Annotated in this window: 15 protein-coding genes, 1 tRNA gene and 1 pseudogene; 14 read left to right on the top strand and 3 right to left on the bottom strand. The window is 64.1% G+C overall.

Annotated features, from left to right (window positions below):
• The first annotated feature begins 29 nt into the window (after window positions 1-29).
• From ACQY5B_RS02415 to ACQY5B_RS02400, 4 genes are all read left to right on the top strand, one after another.
• A complete protein-coding gene (locus ACQY5B_RS02415) occupies window positions 30-794 on the top strand; it encodes a DUF4198 domain-containing protein (protein WP_420326535.1) in 765 nt (254 codons plus the stop codon).
• Complete coding sequence (locus ACQY5B_RS02410) at window positions 791-1,126, top strand: hypothetical protein (RefSeq protein WP_420326537.1); 336 nt, start codon at window positions 791-793, stop codon at window positions 1,124-1,126. Before ACQY5B_RS02415 ends, ACQY5B_RS02410 begins: the two co-directional genes overlap by 4 nt.
• Window positions 1,126-1,998 (top strand): metal ABC transporter substrate-binding protein, encoded by an 873-nt coding sequence (locus ACQY5B_RS02405; RefSeq protein WP_420326539.1) that lies wholly within the window; start codon window positions 1,126-1,128, stop codon window positions 1,996-1,998. The genes ACQY5B_RS02410 and ACQY5B_RS02405 overlap by 1 nt, the downstream gene beginning before the upstream one ends.
• 332 nt (window positions 1,999-2,330) lie before the next feature.
• The gene (locus tag ACQY5B_RS02400; RefSeq protein WP_420326541.1) at window positions 2,331-3,329 is read left to right on the top strand and encodes a P1 family peptidase; all 999 of its coding nucleotides are present in this window, start codon (window positions 2,331-2,333) and stop codon (window positions 3,327-3,329) included.
• Window positions 3,330-3,337: 8 nt separating this feature from the next.
• On the opposite strand, the gene ACQY5B_RS02395 is transcribed toward ACQY5B_RS02400, so the two are convergent.
• Together ACQY5B_RS02395 and ACQY5B_RS02390 are read right to left on the bottom strand one after the other, a co-directional pair.
• Entirely contained in the window at window positions 3,338-4,132 is a 795-nt protein-coding gene (locus ACQY5B_RS02395) for an SseB family protein (RefSeq protein WP_420326542.1), read from the bottom strand.
• Window positions 4,129-4,710, bottom strand: coding sequence for a uracil-DNA glycosylase family protein (locus ACQY5B_RS02390; protein WP_420326543.1), 582 nt, complete (start codon window positions 4,708-4,710; stop codon window positions 4,129-4,131). The genes ACQY5B_RS02395 and ACQY5B_RS02390 overlap by 4 nt, the downstream gene beginning before the upstream one ends.
• 236 nt (window positions 4,711-4,946) lie before the next feature.
• On the opposite strand from ACQY5B_RS02390, the gene ACQY5B_RS02385 reads away from it, so the two are divergent.
• From ACQY5B_RS02385 to ACQY5B_RS02370, 4 genes are all read left to right on the top strand, one after another.
• Window positions 4,947-5,291 carry an ArsR/SmtB family transcription factor gene (locus tag ACQY5B_RS02385; protein ID WP_305969298.1) on the top strand — a complete coding sequence of 115 codons (345 nt, stop codon included), beginning with the start codon at window positions 4,947-4,949 and terminating at the stop codon, window positions 5,289-5,291.
• A complete protein-coding gene (locus ACQY5B_RS02380; RefSeq protein ID WP_305969299.1) occupies window positions 5,284-6,309 on the top strand; it encodes a permease in 1,026 nt (341 codons plus the stop codon). Before ACQY5B_RS02385 ends, ACQY5B_RS02380 begins: the two co-directional genes overlap by 8 nt.
• A 149-nt stretch (window positions 6,310-6,458) precedes the next feature.
• A complete protein-coding gene (locus ACQY5B_RS02375; protein WP_305969300.1) occupies window positions 6,459-7,118 on the top strand; it encodes an ABC transporter ATP-binding protein in 660 nt (219 codons plus the stop codon).
• Window positions 7,096-8,778 carry a KpsE/RkpR family capsule polysaccharide export protein gene (locus tag ACQY5B_RS02370; protein ID WP_420326544.1) on the top strand — a complete coding sequence of 561 codons (1,683 nt, stop codon included), beginning with the start codon at window positions 7,096-7,098 and terminating at the stop codon, window positions 8,776-8,778. The genes ACQY5B_RS02375 and ACQY5B_RS02370 overlap by 23 nt, the downstream gene beginning before the upstream one ends.
• 12 nt (window positions 8,779-8,790) lie before the next feature.
• Here ACQY5B_RS02370 and ACQY5B_RS02365 read toward each other — a convergent pair whose 3' ends face one another.
• Complete coding sequence (locus tag ACQY5B_RS02365) at window positions 8,791-9,483, bottom strand: nitroreductase family protein (protein ID WP_420326545.1); 693 nt, start codon at window positions 9,481-9,483, stop codon at window positions 8,791-8,793.
• Between the two features lie 157 nt (window positions 9,484-9,640).
• Between ACQY5B_RS02365 and ACQY5B_RS02360 the strand changes: the two genes are divergently transcribed.
• The 6 genes and pseudogenes from ACQY5B_RS02360 (at window position 9,641) to ACQY5B_RS02335 (ending at window position 16,344) form a co-directional block, all read left to right on the top strand.
• Window positions 9,641-9,730: transfer RNA gene (locus ACQY5B_RS02360), tRNA-Ser, on the top strand.
• A gap of 450 nt (window positions 9,731-10,180) precedes the next feature.
• Window positions 10,181-10,432 carry a DUF6880 family protein gene (locus ACQY5B_RS02355; RefSeq protein WP_420326546.1) on the top strand — a complete coding sequence of 84 codons (252 nt, stop codon included), beginning with the start codon at window positions 10,181-10,183 and terminating at the stop codon, window positions 10,430-10,432.
• A gap of 88 nt (window positions 10,433-10,520) precedes the next feature.
• Window positions 10,521-11,287, top strand: a pseudogene (locus tag ACQY5B_RS02350) (DUF6880 family protein).
• Window positions 11,288-11,507: 220 nt separating this feature from the next.
• Window positions 11,508-11,663 (top strand): hypothetical protein, encoded by a 156-nt coding sequence (locus tag ACQY5B_RS02345; protein ID WP_420326547.1) that lies wholly within the window; start codon window positions 11,508-11,510, stop codon window positions 11,661-11,663.
• A gap of 80 nt (window positions 11,664-11,743) precedes the next feature.
• A complete protein-coding gene (locus ACQY5B_RS02340; RefSeq protein WP_420326548.1) occupies window positions 11,744-12,679 on the top strand; it encodes a sulfotransferase in 936 nt (311 codons plus the stop codon).
• Complete coding sequence (locus ACQY5B_RS02335) at window positions 12,676-16,344, top strand: amino acid adenylation domain-containing protein (RefSeq protein WP_420326549.1); 3,669 nt, start codon at window positions 12,676-12,678, stop codon at window positions 16,342-16,344. The genes ACQY5B_RS02340 and ACQY5B_RS02335 overlap by 4 nt, the downstream gene beginning before the upstream one ends.
• Window positions 16,345-16,457: the final 113 nt, after the last annotated feature.

The following is a 16,457-nucleotide window of genomic DNA, read 5'->3' as shown; positions in this document are numbered from 1 at the left end:
TTGACCTGACCTGTAACGGAGACATCCCGATGAAGACACTGATGACCGCCGCGGCCCTTGCCGCCTTCGCCACGACGGCAACGGCCCACTACGGCATGATCATCCCCTCCGACAACATGGTCAGCCAGGAAGACGGGCGCAGCATCGACCTGACGCTCTCCTTCTCGCATCCGTTCGAGGGCGTGGGCATGGTGCTGGAAATGCCCGAGGCCTTTACCGTGACACACGGCGGCGAGACGACAGACCTGCTGGACACGTTGGAGGACACGCAGGTCATGGACCACGCGGGTTTTACCACCGAATACCGGCTGGAACGTCCGGGCACGCATGTCTTTGCCCTGACGCCCAAACCCTACTGGGAACCCGAGGAAGACGCCTTCATCACCCATTTCACCAAGACCTACGTCTCGGCCTATGGCGACGATGAAGGCTGGGACGCGGAACTGGGCCTCAAGACAGAGATCGTGCCGCTGTCCAAGCCCTTTGCCCTGTGGGAAGGCAACCTGTTCCAGGGCATCGTCAAGCTCGACGGCGAACCCGTGCCCTATGCAGAGGTCGAGGTCGAATACTACAACGAGGACGGCAGCGCCGTCGCGCCCTCGGACCTGATGATCACCCAGACGATCAAGGCCGACGCCGATGGCGTCTTCAGCTATGCCGTGCCGACCGCCGGATGGTGGGGCTTTGCCGCACTGAACACCGCCGCAGAGCCGATGCAGCATGACGGTGAGGACAAGGCCCACGAACTGGGCGCGGTGATCTGGGTCCACTTCGAGGACTGGGCGGCGGAATGATACGCGCGCTTGTCCTTGCCATATGTGTCGCCGCCACGCCCGTCGCGGCGCATGACCTGCGGGTCTTTGCCTCTGTCTCGGGGCAGACCGTGACGGTGGAATCCACCTTTTCATCCGGCCGCACCCCTACAGGGGGCGCGGTGCGCGTGCTGGATGCCGACAACGTCCTGCTGATGACGCTGGAGATCGGCGCCGAGGGCAAGACCCAGTTCACCCTGCCAGAGGGCACGGCGAACACCGGCCTGATGATCGAGGTCGAGGTCAACGAGGGCCATTCCGATTACTGGATGCTGACACCGGACGACATCGCCTACGGTCAGGGAACGTACTGATGCTCAAACCTCTTGCCTTTGCGCTGGCCGTTCTGGCTGGCGCCGCCAGCGCTCAGGACCGGCCCGTGGTGGCAACCGTGAACTACCCCTTGGCCTGGATGGCGGAACGGCTGGGCGGCGATGCGATCGAGGTGCTGTTCCCGGTGCCCGAGGGGCGCGACCCGTCCTTCTGGCGGCCCGGCCTGTCCGACATCGCGGCGATCCAGCAGGCGGATCTGATCGCGCTCAACGGGGCCGGGTTCGCGGCATGGACGACGCGCGCCTCGCTGCCGCGCTCGCGGCTCATCGATACCTCCTCGGACCTGTCCGGGGCCTTCATCGCCACGCAATCCGTGACCCACAGCCACGGCGAGGATGGTGAACATTCGCACACCGGCACCGCCAGCTATACCTGGCTCGATTTCGAACTGGCAGCCGGACAGGCGCAGGCATTGGCGGCCGCCATGCAACGCCGGATGCCCGGCCTGAGCGATCAGGTGGCGGAAACCCTGCCCGCGCTGCTGGCCGATCTGGACGCCCTCGACAGCCATGCGCGCGAGGCCCTCGCGGCGCTGCAAGGCACGACGATCATCGCGACCCACCCCCGCTACCAGTATTTCGCCCGGGCCTACGGTCTCGATATCGCCGCGCTCGAATGGGAGGCCGGCGCCATGCCGGACGAGGCGCAGTGGCAGGACCTGCAGAACATGGTGACGGACACCGGCGCCACCCTCCTGATCTGGGAGGCCGAACCGCCCCGGGAGGCCAGGGACCGCGCCGCCGAGATGGGGCTTGCCTCCGTCATCTTCGCGCCGCTCGCGTCGCGACCCGCCAGCGGGGATTTTACCTCTGTCATGCGGGCGCAGATCACGGATCTGGCCGGGCGCCCCTGAGCGCACCGGCCCCCGTATCGCCGGCCTTAACCTTTTCAGACGCAACGTCATCTTCATGACCGGACCAAAGCGCGAACGGTTTTGTACGTTTTGCGGAAAACGCCGTACGTTTTGTACAAAACGTACGGATCAGGCCGCCCTGTCTCTCTGTTTCCAACCGTGTCCGGACCGGGCATGACCACAACATCTTGTGCCGTGTTGCGGCGCGCACGCCGCGTTAACCCCCTCGCCCGCCGCCGTCACCGGATCTTCATCGGTCGCGGCCAAGGCCCCTTGCGATTCTGCGGAGGGACCCGGATGCTGCGCGCAAATTCCCGAGACCAAGGCCAGCCATGCGACCCGGAAACCGTAACCTGATCACCGACGTGCCCGGCCTTCTGGTCGGCAATGCCGAGGACGAAACGCTCCGGTCGGGCACCACGGTCCTGACTTCGGACTGCCCGTTCACCGCCTCGGTTTCGGTCATGGGCGGGGCGCCCGGGACACGCGAAACCGACCTGCTGGCGCCGGACAAAACGGTCGAGGCCGTGCATGCGCTGGTGCTGTCCGGCGGCAGCGCCTTTGGGCTTGCCGCGGCACAGGGCGTGATGGACGAACTGCATGAAAAAGGCAAGGGATTCAGTATCTTCTCGGCACGCGTGCCAATCGTCCCGGCGGCCATACTCTTCGATCTGCTGAACGGCGGCGACAAGGCCTGGGCCGACAATCCCTATCCTGCGCTGGGTCGGCGGGCGCTGACCTCGGCGGCCGCGGACTTCGCCCTGGGCACCGCTGGTGCGGGCACCGGCGCGCAGACGGCGCAACACAAGGGCGGGCTGGGCTCCGCCAGCCTCGTGCTGGACGACGGCATCACGGTGGGCGCGCTGGTCGCCGCCAACCCGATGGGCAGCGTGACCACCCCCTCCGGGCGCCATTTCTGGGCGGCCCCTTTCGAAATCGGGGCAGAGTTCGGCGGCCTCGGCGTGGACCCGTCCCCGGGCCTCGCCCTCCCCCCCAGCCGCAAACTCGGCGCAATGGCCGCCCAGGGCAACACGACCATCGCGATCGTGGCCACCGACGCCGCGTTGAGCAAGGCACAGTGCCACCGCGTCGCCGTTGCGGCCCATGACGGGATCGCGCGGGCGATCCTGCCGGCGCATTCACCGATGGACGGGGACCTTGTTTTTGCAGCCGCTACAGGCGCACGGCCCTTGGACGATCCGGGCACGCAGGGAACGATGATCGGCCATGCGGCCAGCCTGTGCCTGTCCCGCGCCATCGCCCGCGCGATCTGGGAAGCGCAGCCCCGCCCAGGGGATACCCTGCCGACGCTGAGGTCCGACTTGGCCTGACCGGAAGATCAGCGCAGGATCGGCGGCTTTTCCGGATCGGTCCCGGGGGCCAGACGCTCGACCCGCTTTGGTTCCTGAGCCTCTGGCAGGTCAAAGCGCAGCGCGACGCGGGCAAGATCGGCTGTCAGTCGGTCGCTGTCCGACAGAAAGGTGACGTCCAGCGCCCCCGCCTCCAACCCCGAGAAGACCAGCGCCTCGTTGATGGCCCCGGCCAGCGCGGTTTCGGCGCCCGCAACGGCGCCGGTGATCCCCAGAAGGTGCCCCCGCGTCCCGTCGTCATAGATCACCTCGGCGAGGTAGGCCTTGCGGGCAAGCCCGGCGCCGGTGGCCAGACGCGCATCCAGCGCCGTCACCAGCGCCTCTGGCACGCGCGGGGCGCGGAACTCGGCGGGGCGCGCCTCGGCCTGTTGCGGGCCGTGACCCAGAGTTTCCGCCAGCCAGGCCAGTGCCTCGGGCGGCAGCAGGTACTGCGAAGGGGCGACCTCGAGGTTCAGGGCCAGGCCGATCCCCTGCCCCGCCAGCATCGCGGCCAGCGCCCGGCCGGACAGTGCCGCGTAGGGAACGGCCCGCCCGGCAAAACCGGACAGCCGTTCCTCCCGGTCGAACCCCAGGACGAAGCGCGCGTCGCCCAGTTCGAAGATCTCGGGAGAGATCTCCTGCCCCTGCGGTTCGGCGGCAAGCATCAGGTACAGTTCGGTCGTGGCCAGCCGGTCGTAGTAACGCAGGCGCAGAGCGTCATCATCCGGCGCGGCCTCCATCGCCGCATGGGCGCGGTCCAGTTCGGTCAGGGTCTCTTCGCTCATGCCAGCACCTCCGCGACACGGGTCCGCAGGACGGGCAGCAGCTCGGCCTCGAACCAGGGATTGCGTTTCAACCATGCGGTATTGCGCCACGAGGGATGCGGCAAGGGCAGTGCCGCGGGCGAAAAGTCGCGCCAGCGGGCAACGGTCTCTGTCACCCCGCCTTTGACACCCAGATGCCATTTCTGGGCATAGCCGCCGACGAGGACGGTCAGCCGGACATCGGGCAATGCATCGATAACCTGTTGCCGCCAGGTGCGGGCACAGATCGGCGGCGGCGGCAGGTCCGAGCCCTTGCGGTAGCCGGGAAAGCAGAAGGCCATGGGCACGATGGCCACGCGGGTCTCGTCGTAGAAGGTCTCGGCGTCGACGCCCAGCCAGTCGCGCAGACGGTCTCCGGAGGGATCGGTAAACGGCAAGCCCGAGTGATGGACCTTCATTCCCGGGGCCTGACCCGCGATGAGCAACCGGGCCGAGGGCCGGGCCCGCAGGACCGGGCGCGGCGCATGTTCCGTCTCGGTGGCGGCGAAACGCTCGGCGCAGAGACGGCAGGCGCGAATGTCGGCAAGCAGTTGATGCATTGCGCAAGTCTAATGCGCCGATGCGTCGAGGTCACGCCGGGAGGGGGCGCTGCCTCCTCGGCCTTCGGCCTCTCCCCGGGAGGTATTTTCGGCCCAAAGAAACACAAGCGGCCGGGAGTACGCTCCTCCGGAGCTGCCGCAATTTCCGGCAACGCTGGCGCCTTGACCAGCACTCATTTCGAAGGTTGTCGAAATTTGACTTGCGAAAGCGCCTTCAGTTCGACATTTTTAGAATTATGAAAATGACCGATTCTCTTCCCCTGACCGTCGAAACGGCGGCCTCCAAGTTCGCCGCGCTCGGGTCCGAACAGCGCCTTCAGGTTCTGCACACGCTGGTGCGGGCCGGGCACGACGGGCTCAGCATCGGCGCACTGGGTGAACGTACCGGGATCACCGGATCAACCCTCACCCATCACCTGAAAATCCTCTCTGCCGCCGGGCTCGTTACCCAGGCGCGGCAGGGACGCTCGATCATCTGCGCCGCCGCCGACTATTCCGAGGTCGAGGCGCTGTCGGACTACCTGCTGCGCCAGTGCTGCGCGGATGCCTCGATCTGCCACAAGGACATCGACAATGGCTGATACGTCAACAACGGCCACACGCCGCCTGCCGCCCGTTTCCAAGGCCTGGCTGGCCAGTGCCGTGCTTCTGGCTCTCGTCGCGCTGATCGACTGGCCCCAGTTCTGGCCGACGGTGACTTTCACCGCGGGGGCCCTTGGCCATACCGCGCCGTTCATCCTCTTTGCCGTGCTGGCGGTCGCCTATCTCAAGGCCACCGGGGCCGAAACGCTGCTGGCGAGGGCCTTTGAGGGGCGCGAAGTCCGGATGATTTTCCTGGCCGCGCTGCTGGGGGGCATGTCGCCTTTCTGTTCCTGCGAAGTGATCCCCTTCATCGCGGCGCTGCTGGCGGTGGGCGCCCCCTTGTCGGCGGTCATGGCCTTCTGGCTGGCCTCGCCGCTGATGGATCCGGCCATGTTCCTCATCACCGCGGGCACGCTTGGCTGGGACTTCGCCGTGGCCAAGACCGTCGCTGCCGTCGGCCTGGGCCTTTTGGGCGGGTTCGGGACCAAGACCCTGGCCGATAGCCCGGTCTTCCGCGCCCCACTGCGCGAAAAACCGCAGGTGGGCGGCTGCTGCGGCGTCAAGAAACCCTTTCAGGGCAAGCCCGTCTGGGCCTTCTGGCAAGAGAGCGAACGCACCGCCACCTTCCGCGATACGGCATTTGAGAACGCCCTGTTCCTGCTGAAATGGCTGACATTGGCCTATGTCATCGAGGCGTTGATGATCCACTACGTGCCCGCCGAAATGATCGCCGGCGTGCTGGGTGGCACCGGGTTCATGCCGGTCCTGCTGGGCGCATTGGTCGGGGCGCCGGCCTATCTGAACGGCTATGCCGCTGTGCCGCTGGTCGATGCGCTGCTGGCGCAGGGCATGGCACCGGGCGCGGCGATGAGCTTTGTCGTCGCCGGTGGTGTCAGCTGCATCCCTGCGGCCATCGCGGTCTGGGCGCTCGTCAAACCCCGCGTATTCTTGGCCTACTTCGTCTACGCGTTGCTGGGGGCACTGATCGCAGGCATGACCTGGGGTCTCGTCGCCTGAACCTCATGGAGAATTGTTGACTTGCCGGGTCCCTGCACGGGGCCCGGTTTGTTTTTGTTTCGCGCCAGCGCCATAATGTGAACAAATTGTCTACCAAGTTGGCGCATACACCAGATCATTAGGGATCCGAGCGTAGTCAGGGCACCCAGATGTTAGAGTTCGACATGGTCAGCAAGTCCTTCTGGACGGGCGCCCAGCGCAAGGTGATTCTTGACCGGGTGTCGTTCCGCGTTGACCTGGGTGAATCCCTTGGCATCCTCGCCCCCAACGGCACCGGCAAATCCACCGTCATCAAGATGATGGCAGGACTGGAAAAACCGGATGAGGGCGAAATCCGGCGTGGTTGCCGTGTCTCGTTTCCACTGGGCTTCATGGGCGGCGTCGTGTCCAAGATCTCGGCCAGGGAAAACGCCCGGTTCATCGCCAAGCTCTACGGGATTGATCCCGACTACGTCGAATCCTTCTGCCGTTGGCTTTGCGATCTGAAGGAGTATTTCGACCAGCCCATCGGCACATATTCGTCCGGTATGAGGGCCCGGTTCACCTTTGCCCTGATGCTGGCGCTGGATTTCGACATGTACCTGATCGACGAGGGCATGCCCAATTCCACCGACGCCGCGTTCAACAAGCGCGCTGGCGACATCCTGGCCGAAAGGCTGCGGACGACGACGATCGTAATCGTCAGTCACCAACCAAAGGTGCTGGAGAAATTTGCCCGCAAGGCGGCTGTCCTGATGGACGGCAAGATGTACATGTTCGACACCCTGGAAGAAGCGAAACGGCTGTATGACTATGAAACCGAAGGCTAAGAAGTTCCGCATTCGGCGTTCACCGGCCGCTGCCGCCCAACCAGGCGAGGGTGCCGAGACCGATCGTACCGCGCCGGCAGAAACACCTGCCCCAACGCCGCCCGAGTCCGGGGGCAACCGGCCCGCAGCGGGACGACCGCAGTTCTCGAACACCGAGACTTCCGCAAAGGCCCGCAGTGACGAGGTCGCCGCTTCCCGCCAGGTCGCGGGTGAGACGGACATCGACTCGATCCGCGCCGAGGGGCTGACCGCGCGTCAATTGCGCATGGCCCGCCGTGTCGCCAACAAGCACGGGTTCGAGGCGACATCGGATTTCGACGCCGTGCGTCTGTTGCGCCAACGTGGGATCGACCCGTTCCAGCGCACCAACATGCTGGAACTTGTGAAGGCCGACCCCGACAACACGCCCGCCTCGCCGCAGCAGTCGAAACCGGAACCCAAGGTGCAACTGCCCCAGACCATCAAGATGGAAAAGGCGCAACTGCCTTCGACGGAAACCATCAGCCCGGCAGAGCGCCGCGCCACCGAAATACGGCAGATCCAGCGCGAACTGGCGGCACGACGCCGCAAGAAGATGATGCTGCTCATGGTGCGGCTTGCGGCCTTTGTCCTGCTCCCCACCCTCGTCGCCGGCTATTACTTCTATGCCGTTGCGACCCCGATGTATTCGACCAAGTCGGAATTCCTGATCCTCAAGGCCGAAAGCTCGGGCGGGGCGATGGGGTCGCTTTTCTCGGGCACCCAATTCGCCACCAATCAGGACGCTATCGCCGTGCAATCCTACCTGACCTCCAAGGATGCCATGCTGCGCCTGGATCGGGACGAAGGGTTCAAGTCGCATTTCACTCAAGGGTTCATCGACCCGATCCAGCGGTTGGAACCGGAGCCCACCAACGAAGAGGCCTATGCCTTGTACAAACGTCACGTCCAGATCGGCTATGATCCGACCGAGGGTGTGATCAAGATGGAAGTCATGGCCGCCGACCCGCAGGTCGCCGCCGATTTTTCCAGCGCGCTGATCGGTTATGCGGAGGAACGGGTGGACAACCTTTCGCTGCGCAAACGATCCAACGCGGTCAAGGACGCAGAGGAAGGTTTGGCCGATGCCGAAGCCGCCCGCCGCGACGCTCAGGAAAAGCTGGTCCGCATGCAACAGGAAGGCAACGTCATCGACCCCGAAGGCCGGATTGCCGCGTTGCGCTCACAGATCAACACATACGAGCTGCAACTGCAGGAGAAACAACTGCAACTGCAGGCTCTGCTGGATAATAGCCGCCCGAATTCCGCCAAGGTCGAAGGCGCCCAGGGCGACATTCGCCGCCTTGAGGCGCTGCTGGACCGGCTCAACCTCGAGATGACGACGGCCACAACGGGAAAGGGCTCCCTGGCCGAGGTGGCCGTGCAGATCAAGCTGGCAGAGGCAGATCTCTCGACCCGCGACCTGATGCTGCAGACCGCGCTGGAACGCTTGGAACAGGCCCGCCGCGACGCCGACAGCCAGGCCCGCTACCTGACCACATCGGTGGTTCCCGTACCTTCGGAGGACCCGAGCTACCCCCGCAAGTTCGAGAACACGATGCTGGCCTTCCTGATCTTCGGCGGCATCTACCTGATGATCTCGCTGACCGCCTCGATCCTGCGCGAACAAGTCGCGAGCTGAGGCCCCTGCCGCCTACTCGATCAGGGTCAGGATCTCGTCCAGAGGTTTCTTGATCTTGGCCACGGCGGGGACCTTTGCCCCGGGCGCCGGATGCCCCGCAGCGATAATCATCACCGGCTTTTCCGAATCCGGCCGCCCAAGCAGCGCGTTCAGGAACCGCATCGGGTTTGGCGTGTGGGTCAGGGACACCAGCCCGGCATGGTGCAAGGCCGCCAGCAGAAAGCCGGTAGAAATGCCGACGCTTTCGGGCACGTAATAGTTCTTGAACCGCGTGCCATCGTCGAACTGCCCATAGCGTTGGGCAAAGACCACAATCAGCCAAGGCGCGATCTCAAGGTGCGGCTTGTCCGGCCCCGTTCCGATCGGTTCCAACGCCCGCAGCCATTCATCCCCCGCCGCCCCGTCATAAAAGCGGCGCTCTTCTTCCTCTGCCGCGGCACGGATGCGCGACTTCACCCCCGAATTCGAGATCGCCACGAAATGCCACGGTTGGTGGTTGGCACCCGAGGGCGCCGATCCCGCCGTCCGGATACAGTTTTCGATGACCGCCCTTGGCACCGAACGGTCAGAGAACTCTCGCACCGAATGCCTCTGTTTCATCCGGTCATGGAAATCGGCCGCCGCCCGGACCATTTCCTCATCCGGCATCGAAACCCGGTCGGGCAGATCCACCGCCTCGTATTTCAACTGCTTGCGCGCGAACATCCCCGCCCTCCTTGCATTTCACCACACAGAGTGCGGTGCACGTGCTCATACATGCAAGCCTGACGCGGGGCGCAGGTTACCGTGCCGACAAATGACAGGGAGAGAAGGTCGGAATGCCTCTTGCAGCCGACGCGCAGTCCTTGCTAAACGGGTCGACGGAGAGGTGGCCGAGTGGTCGAAGGCGCACGCCTGGAAAGTGTGTAGGCGGGAAACCGTCTCGAGGGTTCGAATCCCTTCCTCTCCGCCACTATTTTTGGCTAATATGCTGTTTTTGTTGACAGAAATAGCGCTGAAAAAAATTTCACATCCCCCGGAACATCCCCCACTTTGTCATGGACCGCCCCGGTGCATGACGGAACACCTCCAGGGATTCTGTGGCGGGACCAACGAGCAGCTCCCCCGTTAGCAAAGTCACTTACCACCTGCTGACCGAGATTTTTTGTCCAGTCGAACAGCCGCCGGTTGGGGCAGGGCAGTTTCAGTCGGCATCGTTCAGAGATCTCGTTTGATCCCAATTTCATGACGCCAATCCCCGCCTGATACGCCCTGCGTCATTGCCGCGGTTCGCAGCTCCGGCATTGCCCAGTGCGACGGGCGGACACTCCCGCCGCCTCTCGTCAGTCGAACCTCAAGACTTGTCCAAACGATCTGTCCGAGGCAGGTACTTTGACAAACCGCCCAACACCGAGACCCGCCCATGGCCCGCAAACCCGCCCTCACCACCGACAAGCTGAAAAACCTCGGCGCCGAGAAACTCGCGCAGTTGGTGCTGGACGAAGCAGAGCGTAACGCCGGGTTCCGGCGGCAGGTCAAGGCAGCGCTGGCCGGCAAGTCCGAGCCAGAGGCGATTGCCAAGCTGGTCGACCGTCGCCTCTCCGGCTTGGCGCGGGCCAGGAGTTTCATTGAATGGGACAAGGCCCGCACCTTTGCGATGACCTGCGCAGCCTGACTGATACCCTCACCTCCGAGCTGGGCGCCGCGGCGCCTGCGTTGGCCGTAAACAGGTTACTGCGCTTCATAGCTACGCATGAGCTTGTGTGTTCGAACGCGTCGATGATCCCTCGGGCCGTGTTCAAGACGTCTATTACCAGGCGATCGCGGCGATCGGCGACCTGGCCCCGCGACTGACACCCGCGGAGGCGGATCAGTTGCCCGAGAAAATCATAACTGCTCTCGGCGATAGCACACTGGGTACCTGGCCGATGTCACCACCGCCGTGGCGCCGCATCTGCCGCAAGACAGCCTGGCGCGCTGGGATGCCGATCTGAAAGTGGCCATCGCCGAGCGGCAGGCCGAAGAAGCCACACGCGCGCCGGAGGGCTGGTTTTATTCCATGACCTCGCAATGGGTTGAGATGCGCCAGGCCATCGCCAGGGCGCGGGGGGATCTCGATCTGCTCGTCGCGCTGGAAACAACAAAGCGCCCGCACATGCAGGACACCCTGGGAATCGCGGCACAGTTTCTTGAAGCCGGGCGCAGTGCCGAGGCGCTGGATTGGGTGCGCAAGCCGGGGCGGCGCGCTCTTGTTGAGGACGAGGAGGATATGTCCCCGCCACGGGTCAGCCTGGAGGCGCGCATTCTGGGGGCCCTGGGCGACGCACCTGCCGCGCAGGCCCTGCGCTGGCAGTGTTTCGAGACCACCTTGTCCGCCGAGATCCTGCGGGACTACCTCGGCCAATTGCCGGATTTCGAGGATATCGAGGCCGAAGACCGCGCTCATGCCTTTGCCCTTGAAAACCCGCGCCAGAGGCGGCCCTGCAGTTCTTCCTCGACTGGCCCCGAACGGATCTGGCGGCCGAGATGATCGTGATGCACCCGGACCAATGGGACGGTGGCGATTGGCACATCCTGCCCCAAGTGGCAAGGAAGAAGGCCCCGTGTCAGGAAGGCAACAGCCGATGCCTCTGGATGTCACGGTCACGGCTGCACGACGGATTGAAAAAAGCGACAGAAGTCGGGCACGGAATCTCGGCTGACTGGAACGGGAATTTGGCGTGAGCTTTCCTGAAACCGGCCCGCCTGCCATGAAGCCGGACGAGGCCAATGCGCGCATCCGCGGACTGGACAGGGTAACTGATATCTGCGCGACAGATCCGGAACGGATCGAGGCCTTGCGAGCTGAGATCTCCCGGCTCAGCGCGAACCGCCAGGGCCTGTTGGACATGTTTCGGCGCCTGTGACGCCGTCTCAAGCAAATGCGCTTCAAAATCACAGCGGCAAGAGGCATAAAGCCTCCGCAACGACCGGAGCTAGCCAGAGAATGCGCGACAGACCCACCTGCCTGATGATCTCGGGCTCCGGCCGTTCGGGAACAACGATCCTTTCCGTCCTGTTATCGCAGGGCGAGGCTGTCATGAACATCGGACAGTTGCGCGATGTCTGGTCCGGCTGGGCCCGGGATGTGCCCTGCACCTGCGGCAAGAGCCTGACAAACTGCGCCTTCTGGGGCGCCGTCCGAGAAGAGGCCTACCCGGAACAGACCGCAGAACAGGCAGGCCGGATTGAGTCAGAAAGACGCGCCTTCATGGCCGAGGCCGCAGGTCTGCGCAACTGGAACACGCCAGATGCGCTCGAAAGCCTTGGCCGAGCACATTACAGTTTCCTGGAGGCTCTTGACGCCGCACTAAGGGCGCTGGTCCTCGTGTCCGGTGCCCAGGTTCTAGTGGACAGTTCCAAGTCGCCCGAGTTCGCGCTGGCCTGCCACCTGATCGGGACCATGGACATTCACGTCCTCAACCTGATCCGGGATCCGCGTGCGGTCGCCTGCAGCTGGGCCAAGCGGAAGCCGCGCAGCATAAACCAGCGGCTCGATGCCTGGGGCCGGCGGCAACGCCGGCTAGCGGGCTGGCAGGAGACAGATGGGCTGCGACACCGGTCCCTGCGCTACGAGGATTTGACAGCCGCGCCGCAGGAGACACTCGCACAAGTGCTGGACTGGGTCGGTGAGGACCTACCCCCTTCCGTCTTCGAAAACGCGCCCAAGGCGCGGGTTTCCTGGGCGCGACAGCATCTCTTTCCCCCTTCGAACGAAAAAGTCATTGGCGAATTGCGCACCGAAGTCGAGATTCGCGCACCGTCGGATTGGCGGGCCATGCGCCACTGGCCGCTACATGTGAAGGCCCTGGTGCGCAGTTTCCCCCAAGGTCCGGCTTACATCCTCGGTCTCGACAGCTCCGAAAGAATGCTAAAGCCATGACCGACGCCGCCGTGATATTTCTCATTTGCTCCGAACGCTCCGGCTCAAACTTGATCCGAGCCATGCTGGACGCCCATCCTGAAATCAGTGCACCACAACCGCTGCACTTGGTCCGGGACGTGATTGCACGGGCTGATGCGTTCGTGCACGGCGAGCGCGACGGGCCGGTGGCAGAAGCCATGCTGGCGCATGTACGCGAAAGCCTAAACAAGCAGTTCCCGCAAGCCGTAGCAAAGGCCGTTGCCGAAAGTGTCGAGGCGGCCGAACCTTTCACACCGGGCGAAATCCTGCGTGCCCTTTATGGCGGTATCGCCCGGGAAACCGGGGCCTCCGTGGTGATGGTCAAGGAAAACGAGCTGCACGAGGCCGCCGCGCAGATCATCGATGCCTTTCCGGACGCGCGGTTCATCTTTCAGACCCGCGACCCGCGGGACTATCTCGCCTCGGCGGTTGCGCTCAAGTCCGGCGCTTTCGGCAACAAGTTCGGCTCCTTTCGCAACGCCATGCAGGTCTGGGCGGCGGACCAGAAATTCGGCTTGCGGATGCTGGGACACTTCGGACCAGACAGGGTGTTCTTCCAGCGATACGAAGACCTCGTATCCAATTCCGAGGGAGTATTACGCGAACTCTGCCGCTTTCTCGGACTTCAGTTCTCACCCGCGATGCTGGAGTATCATCGGAATGAGAACGTGCAGGAATTCTCATCTCGACGGGAAGCCTGGCAAAACCTCGCGCGCCCGGTGATGAGCGGCAATTTTAACAAGTATCGCCAGACCTTGTCCAAGCGCCGGATCAGGGCGGTAGAGGCGATGGTCGGCCCGCTCATGGACCGGCTGGGGTACAGGCGCGATTTTCCGGCTTCCGACGGCACAAGATGGCCGCTGGTCTGGACATCACTTGTCGAGCCATTCGAACGCTGGGCCAACAAGGCGTGGACGCCTTTCTATACCGTCCAGCAGACCAAGCACCACGATCGGCTGGACCGCCTTGCGGCACCCGTGGCCCTGCGCCATGTTCGACGCTCCGCGACCGACCTCCCGCCGGGACAGCATGTGCCGAACCTGGCAGAAAGGATCGCCGTCTCCGCTGCTGCACATCCGCAGAACATCGCCTTGCGGGTGGACGGCGAGACATGGAGCTATGCAGAACTTTTCGGCGCGGCCACCGCACTGGCGTCGCGACTGCCGGCAGATCACCCGGTGATCGGCATATATGCCGCGCGCCACGGGTCGACCTATGTGGGCATTCTCGCCACGGTACTTGCCGGCGGAACCTACGTTCCGCTCAATTGTCGGTTTCCCGACGCTCGGAACCGCGAGATCCTGCGCCGAACGGGCGCCTCGCACTTGCTCTGCGGTGCGACTTTCAAAGATGCTGCCACGCGCATTGCCGAAGGCTCGAATGCCGAGCTACGCACGGTCGAAGACGCCTACGTCAGCGGGGTGACCGATGGCTGGGCGACGGGCCGAGCACGCCCCGACGATGCGGCTTATATCCTGTTCACCTCGGGTTCGACTGGCACGCCAAAGGGCGTCGCAATTACCCACGCCAACCTTGGCGCCTACCTCGATACGGCGCTTTCCCTGCTGTCCCCCAGCCCCGACGCCCGGTTCTCGCAGACCTTCGACCTGACCTTCGATCTCTCGGTCCACGACCTGTTCGTCGCCTGGTCGAGCGGCGCGACGCTCTGCGTGGCCTCCACCGGCGATCTGACCGACCCCGCGGCCTACATGGTGCGCGAGGGAATCACGCACTGGTTTTCCGTACCCACGCTAGCGGGCGCGCTGCATCGAACCGGCGCCCTGAAACCGGGGGCCTTTCCCGATCTGCGTTGCGCGCTGTTCTGCGGCGAGGCGCTGCCGTCGGACTTAGCCCGCGCCTGGCTGGAGGCCACTCCGCAGGCGCGTCTTGAAAACTGGTACGGGCCGACCGAGGCCACTATCGCCTGCGTACGCCATGACCTGAAGAAGGGAACGGGCGAGGGCGTCACCCCTATAGGCAAACCGTTTGCGGGCATGACCGCGCTGGTGGTCGGAGATGATGGCAAGGAAGTGACCGCAGGTGAGATCGGCACGCTGTATCTCGGCGGGCCGCAGGTGGCCGAGGGATACCTCAACGACCCGGAGCGCAGCGCGCGCAGTTTCGTTAACCTTCCGGGGCGCACAGGGCATTTCTACAACACCGGCGATCTGGTATCCCGCAACAGGGAAGGGCTGCATTTTCATGGCCGCAGCGATTTCCAGGCCAAGATCCGTGGCTACCGCGTGGAACTGGGCGAGATCGAGGCCGCATTGCGCGCCCAGTACCCCGGCGACAACGTCGTCGCGCTGACCTGGCCACCGGCCGAAACCAACGCGACCCACGTGATTGCCGCTGTCGAGACAGAAACGCCGGAACCTGCTCTGGACCGCGCTGCGCTGCGCGAAACCCTGCCAGACTACATGGTGCCGTCCAGCGTCTTCGGTTTGCCGGGATTTCCCATTAATACCAGTGGCAAGATCGACCGACCAGCCATCGCCCGCGCCATCGAAGGCCGCCTGGCTGCGCGCGAAGCGGTTGCATCCGGCTCTTTCGAGGCACGGATTCTGGATGCCATCCTGAAAATCAAGCCGACACTTTCCGCCGATGAGATCCGATCCGCCGACAACCTGCTGATGGCCGGCATGGACAGCCTCGATTTCGTCAATCTCACCATCGTGTTTTCCGAGGAGTTCGGCGTGAACCTCGACGAGGCACGTGTCGCCCTTCTGGCGAACCTGGGCTTCGCCGAGCTTGTCGACAACCTCGAAAGGGGACGGGATGCAAGCGCCGCATTGGCTGCCATCCCGGACGACAGGATCGCCCGGGCCAACCGCGCGGTGGCCTTTCTGAACCGGGCGCCAGCCCTGCTTTCAGGAACGCGGCATCCGCTTGTGCTGGCCTTCGGCTCTTCCGGCACAATGCGGGCGATCGACACTGCACACGCCGAGTCATTCCTGCGCTCGGCGGGTCACGATGCCCACGTTCTTAACATTGGCCTGCCGGCGATTACCGCCATTGGTCTTGCACGCATCGCGCGCCACCTGGCGGACATCGCGGCAGCCAACCGGGTGACCGCCATCCTGCATGAATTCGATCCGGTCCTTCTGTCCACGGTCCCGCCGAAAGGCGACGTGGACCTCGACGAAGCGTTTTTTGCTTCGTCCGGATCGCTTCGCAATGCGAAAAGGGCGGGAAAGGAACTTGACTGGGCGACGAACATGCGCGGAATGCTGTCCGAAGACCAGAGAATGCCGGAAAAGAAAAAGAAGAAGAAAAAAGCGTTGTGGGAGCGGGAACGTGATCACGAGATCGCGCGCGTCTACCAGGGTGCGATTCCCTTTGACCCGGTGTCTCTGGATGCATGGCGTGCAGCGAGCGCTTCGCTCGCCACGCTGGGCGCCCCTGTTCTTGGCTGGATCCATCCGCTAGCCGAAGGCGTGACGGGCGGAGGCGCTTTCGATGCCGCGGTCGCGGAGTGCGAAACTGCCGATTGCCCGCGCATCCTCCGCCCGGCGGCCTTCGGCCTCTCAGCAGAGACCTTTCTGAACATCAATCACGTGGCACCCGGCGCCGGGATGCGCGGATTGACCGAATGTCTGATCCAGGAAGTCGTCGCAGACCTGAGCCAAAAGGTGACCGCGTGATCCCGAGTCATCATCACCGTTTGGTGTTTCTCCAGAAGCGATTTGCGCAGCATGGAACATGCAGCGCCACATTGAACGGTTGTTAGACATTTATAGCCAAACGAACTAAGGGC

This window comes from Antarctobacter sp. (genome assembly GCF_965277915.1).
Classification (GTDB): domain Bacteria; phylum Pseudomonadota; class Alphaproteobacteria; order Rhodobacterales; family Rhodobacteraceae; genus Antarctobacter.
Note: the sequence above shows the minus strand (reverse complement) of the source record. Positions and strands in the feature narration are given on the sequence as shown.